Annotated in this window: 8 protein-coding genes; 4 read left to right on the top strand and 4 right to left on the bottom strand. The window is 72.3% G+C overall.

Annotation, left to right across the window (positions count from 1 at the left end):
• Nucleotides 1-17: 17 nt before the first annotated feature.
• The gene (locus tag ACZ43H_RS21805; RefSeq protein ID WP_464586419.1) at nt 18-2,483 is read right to left on the bottom strand and encodes a phosphoketolase family protein; all 2,466 of its coding nucleotides are present in this window, start codon (nt 2,481-2,483) and stop codon (nt 18-20) included.
• A gap of 105 nt (nt 2,484-2,588) precedes the next feature.
• Here ACZ43H_RS21805 and lhgO point away from each other — a divergent pair, with 105 nt between their 5' ends.
• On the top strand, nt 2,589-3,785 hold the full coding sequence (lhgO, locus tag ACZ43H_RS21800; RefSeq protein WP_464586418.1) for an L-2-hydroxyglutarate oxidase: 1,197 nt from the start codon (nt 2,589-2,591) through the stop codon (nt 3,783-3,785).
• 10 nt (nt 3,786-3,795) lie between these two features.
• Here the strand turns inward: lhgO and ACZ43H_RS21795 are convergent, their stop codons facing one another.
• Together ACZ43H_RS21795 and purL are read right to left on the bottom strand one after the other, a co-directional pair.
• Nucleotides 3,796-4,542: an alpha/beta hydrolase family protein gene (locus tag ACZ43H_RS21795; RefSeq protein ID WP_464586417.1), complete on the bottom strand. Its 747-nt coding sequence runs from the start codon at nt 4,540-4,542 to the stop codon at nt 3,796-3,798.
• 86 nt (nt 4,543-4,628) lie between these two features.
• Nucleotides 4,629-6,911: a phosphoribosylformylglycinamidine synthase subunit PurL gene (purL, locus tag ACZ43H_RS21790; RefSeq protein WP_464586416.1), complete on the bottom strand. Its 2,283-nt coding sequence runs from the start codon at nt 6,909-6,911 to the stop codon at nt 4,629-4,631.
• A 287-nt stretch (nt 6,912-7,198) separates the two neighbouring features.
• On the opposite strand from purL, the gene ACZ43H_RS21785 reads away from it, so the two are divergent.
• Nucleotides 7,199-13,723 carry a N,N-dimethylformamidase beta subunit family domain-containing protein gene (locus ACZ43H_RS21785; protein WP_464586415.1) on the top strand — a complete coding sequence of 2,175 codons (6,525 nt, stop codon included), beginning with the start codon at nt 7,199-7,201 and terminating at the stop codon, nt 13,721-13,723.
• Nucleotides 13,724-13,732: 9 nt separating this feature from the next.
• Here the strand turns inward: ACZ43H_RS21785 and ACZ43H_RS21780 are convergent, their stop codons facing one another.
• Nucleotides 13,733-14,281, bottom strand: a complete 549-nt coding sequence (locus ACZ43H_RS21780) for a TetR/AcrR family transcriptional regulator (RefSeq protein WP_464586414.1) — start codon at nt 14,279-14,281, stop codon at nt 13,733-13,735.
• Nucleotides 14,282-14,393: 112 nt separating this feature from the next.
• Here ACZ43H_RS21780 and ACZ43H_RS21775 point away from each other — a divergent pair, with 112 nt between their 5' ends.
• Nucleotides 14,394-15,932, top strand: a complete 1,539-nt coding sequence (locus ACZ43H_RS21775) for an MFS transporter (protein ID WP_464586413.1) — start codon at nt 14,394-14,396, stop codon at nt 15,930-15,932.
• A 287-nt stretch (nt 15,933-16,219) separates the two neighbouring features.
• Entirely contained in the window at nt 16,220-17,572 is a 1,353-nt protein-coding gene (locus ACZ43H_RS21770) for a glycoside hydrolase domain-containing protein (RefSeq protein WP_464586412.1), read from the top strand.
• Nucleotides 17,573-17,578: the final 6 nt, after the last annotated feature.

Below are 17,578 nucleotides of genomic sequence, written 5' to 3'. Positions count from 1 at the left end.
ACGGAGCGTTACAAGTGTCAGATCGCGTCCGCGCCGGTCGCCGCGGCCGTCGTCGACGGGGAGCGCCCGTGCCCCGGCGAGGAGAGCCCGCTCCAGCTCCACTCCCGCACCTCGGGCAGGTCGTCGCCGTGCTCGCGGGTCCACTGCCGGGCCCGCCGGCGGGTGTCGCCCATCTGCTGGCGCAGCACGGCGGCGCGCGACCCGAGCCCGGGCACCCGGTCGATGACGTCCATCACCAGGTGGTAGCGGTCGATCTCGTTCATCATCACCATGTCGAACGGGGTGGTGGTGGTCCCCTCTTCCTTGTAGCCGCGCACGTGCAGGTTGTGGTGGTTGGTGCGCCGGTAGGTCAGCCGGTGGATCAGCCAGGGGTAGCCGTGGTAGGCGAAGATCACGGGCCTGTCGGTCGTGAACAGCGTGTCGAAGTCGCGGTCGGAGAGGCCGTGCGGGTGCTCCTTCTCGTCCTGCAGCCGCATCAGGTCGACCACGTTCACGAACCGGATCCTCAGCTCCGGCAGGTGCTCGCGCAGGATCGAGACCGCGGCGAGCGCCTCCAGGGTGGGGACGTCGCCCGCACAGCCGATCACCACGTCCGGCTCGCCGTCGTCGTTGGAGGCCCACTCCCAGATGCCCAGCCCGCGGGCGCAGTGCAGGTCGGCCGCCTCGGCGTCGAGCCAGTCGAACACCGGTTGCTTGCCGGCCACCACGACGTTCACGTAGTGCTGGCTCTCCAGGCAGTGCTGCATCGTCGAGAGCAGCGTGTTGGTGTCCGGCGGCAGGTAGACCCGGACCACCTCGGCCTTCTTGTTCACGACGTGGTCGATGAACCCGGGGTCCTGGTGGGAGAATCCGTTGTGGTCCTGGCGCCACACGTGTGAGCTGAGCAGGTAGTTGAGGCTGGAGATCCGCGGCCGCCACGACAGGTCACGGGTGGTCTTCAGCCACTTCGCGTGCTGGTTGAACATCGAGTCGACGAGGTGGATGAACGCCTCGTAGCAGCTGAACAGCCCGTGCCGCCCGGTGAGCAGGTAGCCCTCCAGCCAGCCCTGGCAGGTGTGCTCGGAGAGGATCTCCATCACCCGACCCGAGTGGGCGAGGTGCTCGTCGCTGTCGCGGATCTCCCCGGCGAAGACCTTGTCGGTGACCTCGTAGACGGCGTCCAGCCGGTTCGACGCGGTCTCGTCCGGCCCGAAGATCCGGAAGCTCGAATCGTTGTCGCGCACCACGTCCACGAGGTAGCGACCCAGCACCCGTGTGGGCTCGTGGATCGAGGCCCCCGGCTCGGTGACCTCCACGGCGTGCGTGCGGAAGTCGGGCAGGTGCAGCGGCACCCGCAGCAGCCCCCCGTTGGCGTGCGGGTTCGCGCTCATCCGACGGGTTCCGACCGGCGCGAGCGCACGCAGGTCCTCGGCCGGCGCACCGGCGGCGTCGAAGAGCTCCTCGGGGCGGTAGGAGCGCAGCCACTCCTCGAGGATCGCCCGGTGCTCGGCGTTCTGCCGGGTCTCGGCCAGGGGCACCTGGTGGGACCGCCACGTCCCCTCGACCTGCAGGCCGTCGACCACCTTCGGACCGGTCCAGCCCTTCGGGGTCACCAGCAGCACCATCGGCCACGGGCGGCGTACGACTTCCCGCCCACCGGCTGCCTCCCGGGCCTCGCGCTGGATCTCCCGGATCGTGTCGTGGGCCCGGTCCAGGGCCGCCGCGAGCTGCCGGTGCACGTCCCACGGGTCGTCACCCTCGACCGTGAGCACCTCGTGGCCGTAGCCGCGCAGCAGGCTCTCGAGCTCCTCCCGCGGGATCCGTGCGGCCACCGTGGGGTTGGCGATCTTGTAGCCGTTGAGGTGCAGGATCGGCAGCACCGCCCCGTCGCGCACCGGGTCGACGAACTTGTTGGCGTGCCACGACGCCGCCAGCGGACCGGTCTCGAACTCGCCGTCGCCGACCACCGCGGCCACCACCAGGTCGGGGTTGTCCATCGCCGCGCCGTACGCGTGGGAGAGCACGTAGCCGAGCTCACCACCCTCGTGGATCGAGCCGGGCGTCTCAGGCGCCACGTGGCTGGGGATGCCGCCGGGGAACGAGAACTGACGGAACAGGCCCTGCATGCCCTCCCGGTCGTGGCCGATGTGCGGATAGATCTCGGAGTAGGTCCCCTCGAGCCAGGCGTTCGCGACGGCGGCGGGACCACCGTGGCCGGGACCGGCGAGGAAGATCGCGTCGACGTCACGCTGGCGGACGAGCCGGTTCAGGTGGGTCCACACCAGGTTCAGGCCGGGCGTCGTGCCCCAGTGGCCGAGCAGCCGGGGCTTGACGTCCTCGGCGACCAGCGGCCGTTCGAGGAGCGGGTTGTCCAGCAGGTAGATCTGGCCGACCGCGAGGTAGTTGGCGGCCCGGAACCAGCGGTCCAGCGCCGCGACCTCGGCGTCGTCGATGGCACGGACCTCGCTGGAGCGCTCGGGGGACTTCCGGGTGAAGACGGGCATGCGCAACTCTCCTCGGGTGGACGGGGCCGGTCCACCGTCGCACGGCGAGCGGGCCGCCGGGACGGGTCGAAGGTCCACCCTCCGGGGCCGTCGTACCCTCGGCTGGTGAACGGGGACGAGAGGCGCGTCGGCGTCGTAGGGGCCGGGATCGTCGGGCTGGCGGTCGCCCGGCGGCTGCTGGAGACCCGGCCCGGGGTCGAGGTCACAGTCTTCGACAAGGAGCCCGAGGTCGGTCGGCACCAGACCGGGCACAACAGCGGTGTCGTGCACGCCGGCCTCTACTACCCGGCCGACTCCCTGAAGGCGCGGCTGTGCCGGCGCGGCGTGGGCCTGCTGAAGGAGTACTGCCAGGAGAAGGGCATCGAGTACGTCGAGTGCGGCAAGACCGTCGTCGCCCTCACCGACGAGGAGGTGCCGCGCCTGCGCGCGATCGAGGAGCGGGCGACGCGCAACGGCGTACCCGGCCTGCGGTGGCTCTCCACGGAGGGCATCCGCGAGCACGAGCCGCACGTCACGGGGGTCGCCGGCCTGCACTCCCCCTCGACCGCGATCGTCGACTTCGTCGCGGTCACCAGGGCGTACGCCGACGACGTCGTGGCCGGCGGCGGCCGGCTGCTGCTCGGCACCCCCGTCGAGGAGATCGAGCGGGCGGGGGACGTGGTCCGGGTGACCGCCGGCGGTCAGCGGCACGAGCTGGACCACCTCGTCGTCTGCGCCGGCCTGCAGTCCGACCGGGTGGCCCGGCTGGCCGGGGACGCCGCGGAGCCCGCGATCGTGCCGTTCCGGGGGGAGTACCTCACGATGCGACCCGAGCGCGCCCACCTGGTCCGCGGGCTGGTCTACCCCGTGCCCGACCCGCGCTACCCGTTCCTGGGCGTGCACTTCACCCGCCGCGTCGACGGCACTGTCGACATCGGCCCGAACGCCGTCCTCTCCACCGCCCGGGAGGGCTACCGCCGCTCCGACGTGGTGTTGCGCGACCTGGCCGAGACGCTGGCCTGGCCGGGGTTCCGTCGGATGGCCCGCCGGCACTGGCGGATGGGGCTGGCGGAGATGCGCGGGTCGCTGTCCCGTCGGGCGTTCGTGGCCGGCGCCCGGCGCTACCTGCCCGAGCTCACCGTCGCCGACGTCGACGGTCGGCACGCCGGCGTGCGGGCGCAGGCACTGGACCGGGACGGCGGCCTCGTCGACGACTTCCGGATCAGCCGCCTGGGCCGCGTCACCGCGGTCCGCAACGCCCCGTCACCGGCGGCGACGTCCTCGCTCGCGATCGCCGAGCACCTCTGCGAGGACCTGGCCTGACGCCGAGGGGTCAGGCGAGGCCGTCGAGGATCTCGAGCGTGCGCTTCCACGCTCCGGAGTCGGGGTCGATCACCACGAAGTGGTCGCCCTCGACCTCGACCAGCTCGGCGCGCGCCCCGGCGGCGGTGGCCGAGGCGACGTACTCCCGCGACTGGCTGACCGGCACGATGTCGTCCCCGCGGCCGTGCACGCACCAGAGAGGCACGTCGAGCGGCACCTGGCGCGCGGGGTCGGCCGGGTCGTCCCCGGGGCCGGGCGGGTGGCCGAGGAAGGCCTCGACGGCGCCGCCGCCGAGCCCGTCGGCGTACGCCGCGCGCAGGTCGAGCACCCCCGCCTGGGAGATCACGGCCGTGACGTCGACGCCGTCCTCCCAGCGTGCGAACCGGCGGCGGGAGGCGGCCCACGCGGCGAGGTGCCCCCCGGCCGAGTGGCCGAGGGTGACCACGGTGCCGAGGTCCAGGTCGAGGTCCGCGAGCCGGTCGATGCCGGCGGCGACGTCGTCGAGGGTGGTCGGTGAGCCACCGCCCGCGCCCGTCGCGCCGGCGGGGCCGACCCGGCGGTACTCGAGGTTCCACGCGGCCCACCCCCGCTCGACCAGGCTCGCCGCGAGCGGACGGCCGAGGGAGAGGTCGTACTCCGCCTTCCAGAAGCCGCCGTGGACGACCACGACCACGCCGCGGGGCGTGCCGTCGGGGAGCGAGAGCTCGCCGTACTGACTCGGGTCGTCGCCGTAGGTGATGGTGCGCGCGTCGGTCACGGGCTCATCCTCGCAACACGACGACGGGTCGTGTGCGTGAGGACGCGCCATGGCGCGTGCTGGGGCACACGACCCGACCCGGACGGTCAGGAGAGCGCGGCCGGCAGGGTGGCGGTCCAGGCCTCACGCAGCTCGCCGAGCGGCAACTCGAACTCTCCCTCGACGACGACCGCGTCACCGCCGGTCGTCCCGAGCGGGGTGAGCGGCACGCCGTGGCGCGCGGCGAGGGCGGCCAGCCGGTCCTCGTCACCCGCGGCGACCGTGACCAGCACCCGACCCGCGGACTCGGCGAACAGGTCCACGAACGCGTCGCCGGGCAGCGAGACCGTTGCCCCCACGTCGTGGCGCAGCGCCGCCTCGACGAGCGCCTGGCCGAGACCGCCGTCGGAGAGGTCGTGGGCGCTGGAGAGCAGCCCGACGCCGTCGCGCAGCAGCTCGGCGAGCGCCTTCTCGGCGGCCAGGTCGACCCGCGGCGGCCGGCCTCCGAGGTGACCGTGCACGACGTGCGCCCACTCCGAGCCGGAGAGCTCCTCGCGGGTCTCGCCGAGCACGAAGACCTGCTCACCGGCCGAGGCCCAGGCGGACGGGGTCCGCGTCGTGACGTCCTCGATGACACCGAGCACGGCGACCACGGGGGTCGGCAGGATCGCCGTCTCTCCGGTCTGGTTGTAGAGACTGACGTTGCCGCCGGTGACCGGGATCCCGAGCTCGAGGCAGGCGTCCTTGAGCCCGCGGCAGGCCTCGGCGAACTGCCACATGACGTCCGGGTCCTCCGGCGAGCCGAAGTTGAGGCAGTCCGAGATGGCCAGCGGGGTGGCGCCACCGGTGGCGACGTTGCGGTAGGACTCGGCGAGCGCGAGCTGGGCGCCGGAGTACGGGTCGAGCTTGGCGAAGCGGCCGTTGCAGTCGGTCGAGACCGCGACGCCGAGGTTGGTCTCCTCGTCGACGCGGACCATGCCGCTGTCGGAGGGCTGGGCGAGCACGGTGTTGCCGCGCACGTAGCGGTCGTACTGGTCGGTGATCCAGGACTTGTCGCAGAGGTTCGGGGAGGCGACGAGGCGCAGCAGGGTGTCGCGCAGCTCGGCGCCGGTCGCGGGCCGGGCCAGCGCCTCGGCGCCGTCGGCTTGGAGGGAGTCCTGCCAGTCCGGGCGGGCGAAGGGACGCTGGTACGTCGGCCCCTCGTGCGCGACGGTCCGCGGCGGCACGTCGACGACGCGCTCCCCGTGCCAGTCGATGTGCAGGCGACCGGTGTCGGTCACCTCGCCGACCACGACCGCCTCGACGTCCCACTTCGCGCAGATCGCCATGAACGCGGCCACGTCGCCGGGCTCGACGACGGCCATCATGCGCTCCTGCGACTCGCTCATCAGGATCTCCTCCGGCGCGAGCGTGGAGTCGCGCAGCGGGACCCGGTCCAGCTCGACGTGCATGCCGCCGTCGCCGGCGCTGGCCAGCTCGGAGGTGGCACAGGAGAGCCCGGCGCCGCCGAGGTCCTGGATGCCGGCGACCAGACCGGCGGCGAAGATCTCGAGCGTGCACTCGATGAGCAGCTTCTCCATGAAGGGATCGCCGACCTGCACGCTGGGCCGCTTGGCCGGACCGTCGGCGTCGAAGGTCTCGGACGCGAGCACGGAGACGCCGCCGATGCCGTCGCCGCCGGTGCGGGCGCCGTAGAGGATGACCTGGTTGCCGACGCCGCTGGCCTTGGCCAGGTGGAGGTCCTCGTGCCTGAGCACGCCGACGCACAGCGCGTTGACCAGCGGGTTGCCGAGGTAGGTCTCGTCGAAGACCGCCTCGCCGCCGATGTTGGGCAGACCGAGGCAGTTGCCGTAGCCGCCGACGCCGGCCACGATCCCGGGCAGCACGCGGTGGGTGTCGGGGGCGTCGAGCGGGCCGAAGCGCAGCGGGTCCATCACGGCGACCGGACGGGCGCCCATCGCGAGGATGTCGCGGACGATGCCGCCGACGCCGGTGGCGGCGCCCTGGTAGGGCTCGACGTACGACGGGTGGTTGTGGCTCTCGACCTTGAACGTGACCGCGTAGCCCTGGCCGATGTCGATGACCCCGGCGTTCTCGCCGATGCCGGCCAGCATGCGACCGGCCCCCGTCTCCTGGCCCAGCTGATCAGCCAGTTCGGAGAACTGCTTGAGGTGCACCTTCGAGCTCTTGTAGGAGCAGTGCTCGCTCCACATCACGGAGTACATCGCCAGCTCGGAGCTGGTCGGCCGGCGGCCGAGGATCTCGCGGATCCGCTGGTACTCGTCGGCCTTGAGGCCGAGGTCGGCCCAGGGCTGCTCGCGCTGGGGGTCGTCCTTGGCGACGGCGACGGTGTCGAGATGGGTCACGGGGGCGGTGCTGGTCTCGGGCACGGGCGCCAATCTACCGGCGCGGCCGCCCCTCCCGGCCTTCGGGCCACGGACGGTGAGACACGCGGAGGGGCAGGAACGGGTGGGCGTTACCGAAGGCTCGGTAAGTGCGGGTCCGGCCCGGTCCAGACAGGGCCGGGCGATCCTAGGCTGCCGACATCTCAAGGAGCACTCGGGCCGCCGGCCGCGAGCCTGAGCGAACGGGGCGAGCCATGCATGGTGGGCGCACGAGCAGGCGTGGAACGACCCGGCCGGGAGTCCTGCTGTGGCTCCTCGCCGGCGTCCTGGTCATGACGGGCCTCGGCGTGGTGTCGCCCCCGGCGGCCGTCGCCGCACCGTGCGACGCCCCCGTGGTGAGCCCGGTCGCGTGCGAGAACACCAAGCCCGGCAACCCGCAGAGCGAATGGGGTGTCACCGGGGCCGGCAGCAGCACCATCCAGGGCTTCGCCACCCAGATGAGCGTCAACGTGGGCGAGACCGAGGGCTTCAAGATCGACACCCCGGCGACGTCGTACCGCCTCGACATCTACCGGATGGGCTACTACGGCGGCCTCGGCGCCCGCAAGATCACCACCGTCAACCCCACGAACATCGTGCGCAACCAGCCGGCCTGCCTCAACGACGCGAGCACCGGGCTGGTCGACTGCGGCAACTGGGCCCAGAACGCCTCCTGGGCGGTGCCCGCGGACGCGGTCTCCGGCATCTACTTCGCGCGGCTGGTGCGCACCGACGGCACGACCGGCGCCAGCCAGGTCTTCTTCGTGGTGCGCAACGACAGCTCCTCCTCGAAGCTGCTGTTCCAGACCTCCGACACGACCTGGCAGGCCTACAACCAGTACGGCGGCAACAGCCTGTACGTCGGCTCCCCGGCCGGCCGGGCCTACAAGGTGAGCTACAACCGGCCGTTCACCACGCGCGACACCGGCCCGGAGGACTTCGTCTTCAACAGCGAGTACCCGATGGTCCGGTACCTCGAGGCGAACGGCTACGACGTCAGCTACACCTCCGGCGCCGACACCGACCGCCGAGGCGCCGAGCTCCGTGAGCACCAGGTCTTCATGTCGGTCGGCCACGACGAGTACTGGTCCGGGCAGCAGCGCGCCAACGTCGAGGCCGCCCGCGACGCCGGGGTCAACCTCGCCTTCTTCAGCGGCAACGAGATCTTCTGGAAGACCCGGTGGGAGAACAGCATCGACGGCAGCGGCACGCCGTACCGCACCCTGGTCTCGTACAAGGAGACCCACGCCAACGCCACGATCGACCCCCAGGACCCGCCGACGTGGACCGGCACCTGGCGCGACCCGCGGTTCAGCCCACCGGCCGACGGAGGGCGTCCCGAGAACGCCCTGAGCGGCACGATCTTCACGTCGAACTGCTGCGCGATCAACATGGTGGTCGGCTCGGCCGACGGGAAGATGCGCTTCTGGCGCAACACCAGCGTCGCGAACCTCGGCGCCAACCAGACCGCCACCATCGGGTCCAACGTCATCGGCTACGAGTGGGACCAGGACGCCGACAACGGCTCGCGACCACCGGGCCTGATCCGGCTCTCGCAGACGACGGGCAGCGCCCAGGTGCTCCAGGACCAGGGCAGCACGTACGCCAACGGGACGGCCACCCACTCGATGACGCTCTACCGCGCCTCGAGCGGCGCCCTGGTGTTCGGCGCGGGCACCATCCAGTGGCCGTGGGCGCTGGACTCCACCCACGACCGGGGCACCGCCGCCGCGAGCACGCCGGCCCGGCAGGCGACCGTCAACCTGCTCGCCGACATGGGGGTCCAGCCGACAACGTTGCAGACCGGGCTGACGGGGGCCACCGCGTCGACGGACCGGACCGCCCCCACCTCGACGATCACCGCGCCCGCGGACGGGGCCAACGTCCCCGCCGGCAGTCAGGTGACGGTGACCGGGACGGCGACCGACACCGGCGGCCGCGTCGGGGGGATCGAGGTCACCACGGACGGCGGGACCACCTGGCACCGGGCGACCGGCCGGGAGTCGTGGACCTACACGTTCACCCCGGATGCCGGCACGACCCTGAAGATCCGCAGTCGCGCCGCCGACGACAGCGGCAACATCGAGGCCCCGAAGCCCGGGATCACCGTGACCGCCGGCGGCGGGAGTGGGTCCACCACCTGTCCCTGCACGATCTGGCCGTCGTCGGCGGTCCCGCAGAGCACGGACCCCGACACCAGCCCGGTCGAGCTGGGCGTGAAGTTCCGCGCATCGCAGAACGGCTTCATCACCGGCATCCGCTACTACAAGCCGACCCAGGCCACCGGGACGCACGTGGGCACCCTGTGGACGGGCACCGGCACCAAGCTCGCCACCGCCACCTTCACCAACGAGACCGCGAGCGGGTGGCAGCAGGCGAGCTTCGCCAACCCGGTCCCGGTCACGGCGAACACGACGTACGTCGCGTCGTACTTCGCGCCCTCGCGGTACGCGGTCAGCTCGGGCTACTTCACCTCGGCCGTGACCAACGGTCCGCTCACCGCCCTGCGCGACGGCACCGACGGCGGCAACGGCGTCTACCGCTACGGCACCACCGCCGGGTCGTTCCCCACGAGCACCTTCAACAGCGAGAACTACTGGGTCGACGTCGTCTACGACAACGGGCCGGACACCACCAAGCCGACCGTCACCGACCGCTCGCCCGCCGCCGGGGCGACGAACGTCGCCGTCGGCGTCGCACCGACGGCGACCTTCAGCGAGCCGGTCACCGGGTCCTCCGTGACCTTCACGCTGAAGAACCCCGCGGGCACCACGGTCACCGCCACGACGGCGTACGACGCCGCCACCCGGACCGCGACCCTGACCCCGAGCGCGCCCCTGCAGGCCTCCACGACCTACACCGTCGCGGTCTCCGGCGCCACGGACGCGGCGGGGAACGTGATGGACCCGGTCACCTGGACGTTCACGACCGCTGCCGCCGACACGACGAAACCGACGGTGACCGCGCGGACACCGGCCGCGGGCGCCACGAACGTCGCCACGAGCGTCGCGCCGTCGGCGACCTTCAGCGAAGCGGTGACGGCCTCGACCGTGACGTTCACGCTGAAGAACCCCGCGGGCACCGCGGTCGCCGCCACGACGGCCTACGACGCCGCCACCCGCACGGCGACGCTCACCCCGTCCACCGGGCTGCAGCCGTCCACGACCTACACCGCGTCCGTGTCCGGCGCCGCGGACGCATCGGGCAACGTCATGGACCCGGTCACCTGGACGTTCACGACCGCCGCCACCACCAGCGCGTGCCCGTGCACGATCTGGCCGAGCACCGCCACCCCGGCGGGCACCGACCCGGACACCAGCTCGGTGGAGCTCGGCGTGAAGTTCCGCACCGCCCAGGACGGCTACATCACGGGCATCCGCTACTACAAGCCGACCGCGACCTCCGGCACGCACGTCGGATCGTTGTGGACCTCGACCGGCACCCGGCTGGCGTCGGTGAGCTTCACCAACGAGAGCGCCAGCGGCTGGCAGCAGGCCACGTTCGCCACCCCGGTCCCCGTCACGGCGAACACGACCTACGTCGCGTCGTACTTCACTCCGTCGAGGTACGTCGTGACCTCGGCGTACTTCGCCAGTGCGGCAACGACGCGCGGCCCGCTCACGGCACTGCAGAACGGCGTGGACGGCGGCAACGGGGTCTACCGCTACACCGGCACCGCCGGGGCATTCCCGAACAGCTCGTACAACAGCGAGAACTACTGGGTCGACGTGGTCTTCCAGGAGTCCGCCAACGACACCACCGCCCCCGTGCTGCAGGACCGGACGCCGGCCGCGAACGCGACCGGCGTGCCGACGAACACGCTCGTCACGGCGACCTACAACGAGGCGCTGAAGTCGGGCAGCGCCAGCGTCGAGGTGCGCAACCCGTCCGGCTCCCTCGTCGCCGGCACCACCACCCTCGACACCAGCAACACCCGCGTGGTGTTCCAGCCCGGCGCGGCCCTGCAGCCGTCGACGACCTACACCGTGCAGGTGAGCGGAGCCGCGGACGCGTCGGGCAACACCGCGGCCACGACGACCTGGACGTTCCAGACCGCGGCACCGGCGCCGCCCGCTCCGGACCAGGGACCCGGTGGACCGATCGCGGTGGTGACGAGTGCCGCCAACCCGGTCTCCACCTACCTCGCCGAGATCCTGCGCGCGGAGGGACTCAACGAGTTCACCACGATCGGGCCCGCCGGCCTCACCGCGACGGCGCTGGCGTCGTACGGCGCGGTCGTGGTCGGGGACGTGGCCGTGACGGACGCGCAGGTCGCCGACCTCACCGACTGGGTGAACGCCGGCGGCGACCTGGTGCTGATGCGCCCCGACAGCCGCCTCCTCCCGCTGGCCGGGCTGACCCCGCAGGTCGGCACCGTCAACGAGGGCTACCTCGCAGTCGACGCGACGACACCTCCCGGCGCGGGGATCACGACCGACACCATGCAGTTCCACGGCTCCGCGAACCGCTACGCACTGGCCGGCGCCACCAGCGTCGCCACGCTGTACTCCTCCGCCACCGCGTCCACGGGCCAGCCGGCCGTGGCCTGGCGAAGCGTCGGGGCGAACGGAGGACAGGTCGCGACCTTCGCCTACGACCTGGCCAGGTCGGTGGTCGGGACCCACCAGGGGAACCAGGCGTGGGCCGGACAGGAGCGCGACGCGCAGACCCCGATCCGCTCCGACGACCTGTACTTCGGCGGCACCGGCGTCACGGACTGGCTGGACCTGGGGAAGGTGCAGATCCCCCAGGCCGACGAGCAGCAGCGGCTGCTGGCGAACCTCCTCACGGTGATGCGGCGCGACCGGATGCCACTGCCCCGCTTCTGGTACTTCCCCGACACCACGAAGGCGGTGGTCGTGGCCACCGGCGACGACCACGGGAACGGCGGGACCGCGGGACGCTTCGACTCCTACCTGGCCTCGAGCCCGACCGGCTGCTCGGTGAGCGCGTGGACCTGTCCGCGGTTCACCTCCTACGTCTACACCTCGACCCCGTTCAGCAACGCCCAGGCGTCGACCTACGCAGGTCAGGGCTTCGAGATCGGCCTCCACCACAGCACCGACTGCGGCGACTACTCGTCACTGAGCTCGCTGCAGAGCAGCTACAGCAGCCAGCTGGCCGCGTGGCGGGCGAAGTACTCGAGCCTCCCCTCCCCGGTGAGCAACCGCACGCACTGCATCGTCTTCAGCGACTGGAGCTCGCAGCCCCGGGCGGAGCTCGCCAACGGGATCCGCCTCGACACCAACTACTACTTCTGGCCCGGCACCTGGATCCAGGACCGCCCCGGCTTCATGAACGGCTCGGGCATTCCCATGCGGTTCACCGACACCGACGGGTCGATGATCGACGTCTACCAGACCCAGACGGTGATGACCGACGAGTCGAACCAGAGCTACCCGTTCACGCCGAACACGCTGCTCGACCGGGCCCTCGGCCCCCTCGGCTACTACGGCGCCTTCACCGCCAACATGCACACCGACTCCGCCACCACCTTCGAGAGCACCCAGCTGCTCGCCTCGGCGCAGGCGCGGGGGGTGCCGCTGGTCACCGCCCGGCAGATGCTGGCCTGGGTGGACGGGCGCAACGGCTCGTCGTTCGGCGACCTCGCGTGGTCGGGCAGCACCCTGACCTTCTCGATCGCCGTCGGCGCCGGTGCCGCGCGGCTGACGGCGATGGTCCCGACCAGCGGGCCGGGCGGGACCACGCTCACCGGTCTCACCCGCGGCGGGACCACCGTGGCCTTCACCCGGATGACGGTCAAGGGACAGGAGTACGCCCTGTTCCCGGCATCGGCAGGCGCTTGGTCGGCCACGTACGCCGCCTCCGGGGCTCCGGCTCCGTCCGCCATCCGCGTGGCGAGCGGGTCCGACGGCACGACGGTCAGGTGGTCGACCTCGGCTCCGGCCACGTCGCGGGTCGTCCTCGGCACCGACGGCGACGCCCTCACCCGGACCGAGGCCGTCGCGAGCAGCACCACGCGCCATCGCGTCGACCTCCCGGCGCTGCGGCCCGGGACGTCGTACAGGTACCGGGTGGTGTCGCGATCCCCGGACGGGACGATCCGCACCTGGCCCAGCCGCGACGAGCCACCGGCGACCTTCCGCACGCCGCGCGCGGACACCGGGAGGCCGACGATCGCAGGGGTCCGGGTGCTCGCCCTGCCCGACGGCACCGCACGGGTGACGTGGCGCACCTCCGAGCCCGCGGCGTCCGAGGTCCGGTTCGCCCGGCGAGGGGCGCTGGCGCTCGAGTCACGCCGCGACGACCGACCGGTCACCCGGCACCAGGTGGTGCTCACCGGGCTCGACCCCAGGACCCGGTACCGCTTCGTGGTGGGGTCCTTCGACCGGACCGGGAACCGCGCCTTCGGCCGGCTCGGGACGTTCCGCACCCCGGCCCCGGGTGTCGCGATGCAGACGACGGAGGACTTCCGGACCGGGCGGACCACCGGCGCCGTGCGCGTCAGCAGCGCCGGCCTCGGCGGGCTCACGCTGCGGCACGGCGGGCGGGGCTCGTTCGTCTCCCCGGTCCTCGACGCCCAGCAGAGGACGACGTGGAACGACGTGGTCGTCCAGCACTCCGGGCGTCCTCGGGGAACCAGGCTCGCGCTCCAGGTGCGCACCGGTGATCGCTCGACACCCGACGGGACCTGGACGTCGTGGCGGCGCGTGCGCCACGCCGAGCTGCACGTGCAGGGCCGCTACCTGCAGTTCCGCCTGCGGGTCGCGGCGCCGACCGGGACGGCGTACTCCGTGACAGCGGTCGGCTTCAGCCACCGGGGCACGGCGCTCGACGCGCCGGGAGAGGTGTCCTGACGGAACCGGTCAGCGGAGCAGGCCGTCGGCGATGACCTCGAGCAGGGGGTGCACGGCGCTGACCGGCGCGCCGGCGTTGTCGGCCACGGTGGCGACACCGCCCACGAGCTGACCGACCTGGAGGGCGGTGACGCCCGGACGCAGGGCGTCGTCTCCCTGGAGCCGGGCGAGGACCCGCTCGCTGGCGGCGACGAGCACCTGGCACTTGGTCTGGATCGGGGAGTCGGGGTCGCCCATCGCGGAGGTGATCTTGGCCGGACCACCCTTGTGCAGGGAGATCAGCGTCGCGTAGGTCTCGAGCCAGCCGATCAGCAGCTCGCGGTCGGAGCCCTCGAAGGCCAGCGCCTTCTCGACGCCCTCATTCACCCGGTCGACCCAGCTCTGCATGATCGCGTCGAGCAGCGCGTCCCGGGTCGGGAAGTGCCGGTAGAGCGTGCCCGCTCCGACGCCCGCACGCTTGGCGACCTCGTCGAGCGAGGCGTCGTACCCGCGCTCCCGGAAGACGTCCCGCGCGACCTCGACGATGCGGTCGCGGTTGCGCTTGGCGTCGGCACGCATGAAAACACCCCTTGCTAACCGGAGACAGTCTCCGCTACTGTTGATCTCGAACCGGAGCCATTCTCCGCTAAGTCTACGTCGGTCGGCAAGACCAGAACAGGACTGACCACCCATGCCTCTCTTCTCCCGCTCCACCTCACCCAGCCCCACCTCTCGCCGGGCCGCCCGCCGCGAGGCACTCCCCGTCGACCTGCCGCCGGACTCCGGCCGCGCCGCGACCGGGAGTGCCATCGTCCTGGTCGCTCAGCTGATGCTCGTCCTCGACGCGACCGTCGTGAACGTCGCCCTGCCCCGCATCGACACCGACCTCGGCTTCGGCCCGGCCTCGCTGTCGTGGGTCCTGAACGCCTACACGCTCGCCTTCGGCGGCCTGCTGCTGCTCGGCGGCCGGCTCGGCGACGTGCGGGGCCGGCTGCGCCTCTTCGAGATCGGCCTGGCCCTCTTCACCGTCGCCTCGATGCTCGGCGGGCTCGCCCAGACGCCCGGCCAGCTCGTCGCCGCCCGGGCCGCCCAGGGCGTGGGCGCCGCGCTCGCCGCGCCGAGCGTGCTCGCGCTGCTCACGACCAGCGCGCCCGACGAGGCCGCCCGCAACCGGGCGTTCGCGCTCTTCGGCGCCGTCTCCTCCGGCGGCGCCTCGATCGGGCTGCTGCTCGGTGGCCTGCTGACCGATGTCGGCTCCTGGCGCTGGACGCTGTTCATCAACGTGCCGCTCGGCATCGCGGTGCTGCTGCTGGCCCGCCGCTTCGTCGACGAGACCGAGCGCCGGACCGGTCGCTTCGACCTGGTCGGCGCGGCGACCGCCACCCTCGGCGCGGTCTCGCTGGTCTGGGCCCTGATCGGGACCCCCGAGCACGGCTGGACCTCCGCCCGGACCCTCGGCGGGTTCGCGCTCGGCCTGGCCCTGCTCGCGGTGCTGGCGCGCACCGAGGTGCGTCACCCGCACCCGATGGTCCAGCCCCACCTGGTCCGCAACCGTCGCCGCGTCGGCGCCCTCGCGGTGATGGCGCTGGTGATCGGCGCCAACCTGTCGATGTTCTTCCTGGTCGTGCAGTACGTCCAGCGCGTCCTCGGCTTCGGTCCGCTGGCGTCCGGCTTCGCGTTCCTGCCGTTCAGCCTGGCCATCTTCGCGATGTCGCGGGTCACCCCGTGGCTGATCGGACGGCTCGGTGCGCGCACCATGATCATGGTCGGTACCGCCGCGATGGTGGCCGGCTACACGTGGCTCAGCGGCATCGGCACCGACGACACCTACTTCGGCGCGGTCTTCGGTCCGATGCTGATCGCGGGGCTGGCGACCGGCTTCGTGTTCATGCCGATCACCGCGACCGTGCTCGGCGGCGTCGAGCCGGAGCACGCCGGCTCGGCCTCCGGCCTGCTGCAGACCACGCAGCAGCTCGGCAGCGCGGTCGGTGTCGCGGCGATCGTCTCGGTGTACGCCGCGGGCGCGGTCCCGGGCGAGTTCGTGCCCGGCGTCCGGGCGGCCTTCCTCACCTCGGCCGCCTTCGCGCTGGCCGCCCTGGTGGTGGCCACGGTGGCGCTGCGTCCGCGGCGTACGCCGGCCCCTGCCGACGCCCTGCCCGAGCCCGACGGCGCGACGGCGCCCGACGGCGCGGCGGAGCCCGTGCCGGCCCTGGCGGCCGACGCCGCCTGAGGATCCGCCGAGTCGGCGCTGCTTGACGCCCTCCACCCCGCCGAGTCGGCGCTGCTTGACGTGCTCCACCCCGCCGAGTCGGCGCTGCTTGACGCCCTCCACCCCGCCGAGTCGGCGCTGCTTGACGTGCACAGCGTCAACCAGCGCCGACTCGGCGTTCTGGTCGCAGTCAGAGCCGAACGGCCCCGCTCTGAATTACAGATCTGTAGTTAGCTGTAACTGCTGTTACGCCTGTGATTCCTGAGGTTATGGTGAACCGCCGTTCCCCCCTGTCCCCTGGAGCCACCATGTCCCGATGGGCCGCCTCGACCGCCCGCGCCGCGGTCCTCAGCCTCGTCGTCGGGGTGTTCGCCACCCTCACCGTGAGCGCCCCCGCCCGCGCCGTCGACACCCCGGTCACGCCCGGCGACTTCACCGGCTACGGGTTCGACCAGTGCCTGGCCCCGAGCCAGCAGGCGATGAACGCCTGGCTCAACCACTCGCCCTTCCTGGCCGCCGGCATCTACATCTCCGGGGACTCCCGGGCCTGCCGCAGCCAACCGAACCTGACGCCGAAGTGGATCCGGACGCAGCTGACCAAGGGCTGGCGCCTGCTGCCGATCACGCTCGGGCCGCAGGCCTCGTGCCAGCCCCGCTTCCCGCGCTACGGGGACGACGAGACGATCAAGCCGGACCCGGGCCGCAGGGGGAAGTACGGCCAAGCCCGCAAGCAGGGTCGCGCCGAGGCGGTCAAGACCGTGGGCGTCGCCGCCTCGCTCGGCATCGTCCCCGGCAGCACCCTCTGGTACGACCTCGAGGGCTACGACAACGGCAACACCAGCTGCCGTGAGTCCGCGCTGGCGTTCCTCAGCGGCTGGACCGTCGAGCTGCACGAGCGCGGCTACGTCTCCGGCGTCTACTCCAGCGCCGGATCGGGCATGGTCGCCCTCGACAACGCACGGGTGAGCCGCCCCGACGCGTTCCACCTGCCCGACCAGATCTGGATCGCGCGCTGGGACGGCAGGGCCGACACCTCGACGTCGTACATCCGCGAGGACGGCTGGAACCCGCACGCCCGGATCAAGCAGTACCAGGGCGGCCACGACGAGACCTGGGGCGGGACCCGGATCAACATCGATCGCAACTACCTCGACCTGGGCCGCGGCTCGGTGGCGGCGCGCGAGAACCACTGCGACGGGGTACGCGTCAACTGGCCCGACTACCTGCGGCTCAAGCCGGCGACCGAGCAGCGGACCCCCGACGCGGGACAGGTCTCCGCGCTGCAGTGCCTGCTCCAGGAGCACGAGGTGTACGGCGGCAAGGTCAACGGCGTCTACAACGCCAAGACCATCGCCGCTGCCAACGCCTGGCAGCAGCAGCACGGACTCGAGGTCAGCTCCACCTGGTCGCGCACCAGCTGGATGACGCTGCTCGCCGACGGGGACCGTCCGGTCCTGAAGATCGGATCGGCCGGACCTGCCGTCCGCCGCGTCCAGCGCGCCCTCAACGCGGCCAGCCGCTCCTCGCAGGTGGTCGTCACCGGGGTCTTCAGCGCGGCGACCCAGTCGGCGCTGCGGGCCTGGCAGGACCGGGCCGGGCTGACGGTGGAGGGCATCGCCAACCCGAAGACGTGGCAGGCGCTGGCCACCGGCCAGCGCTGACCTGCC

It is taken from the genome of Nocardioides sp. DN36, assembly GCF_055380375.1.
The sequence above is the reverse complement of the archived record's forward strand: the minus strand, read 5'-3'. Positions and strand labels throughout refer to the sequence as shown.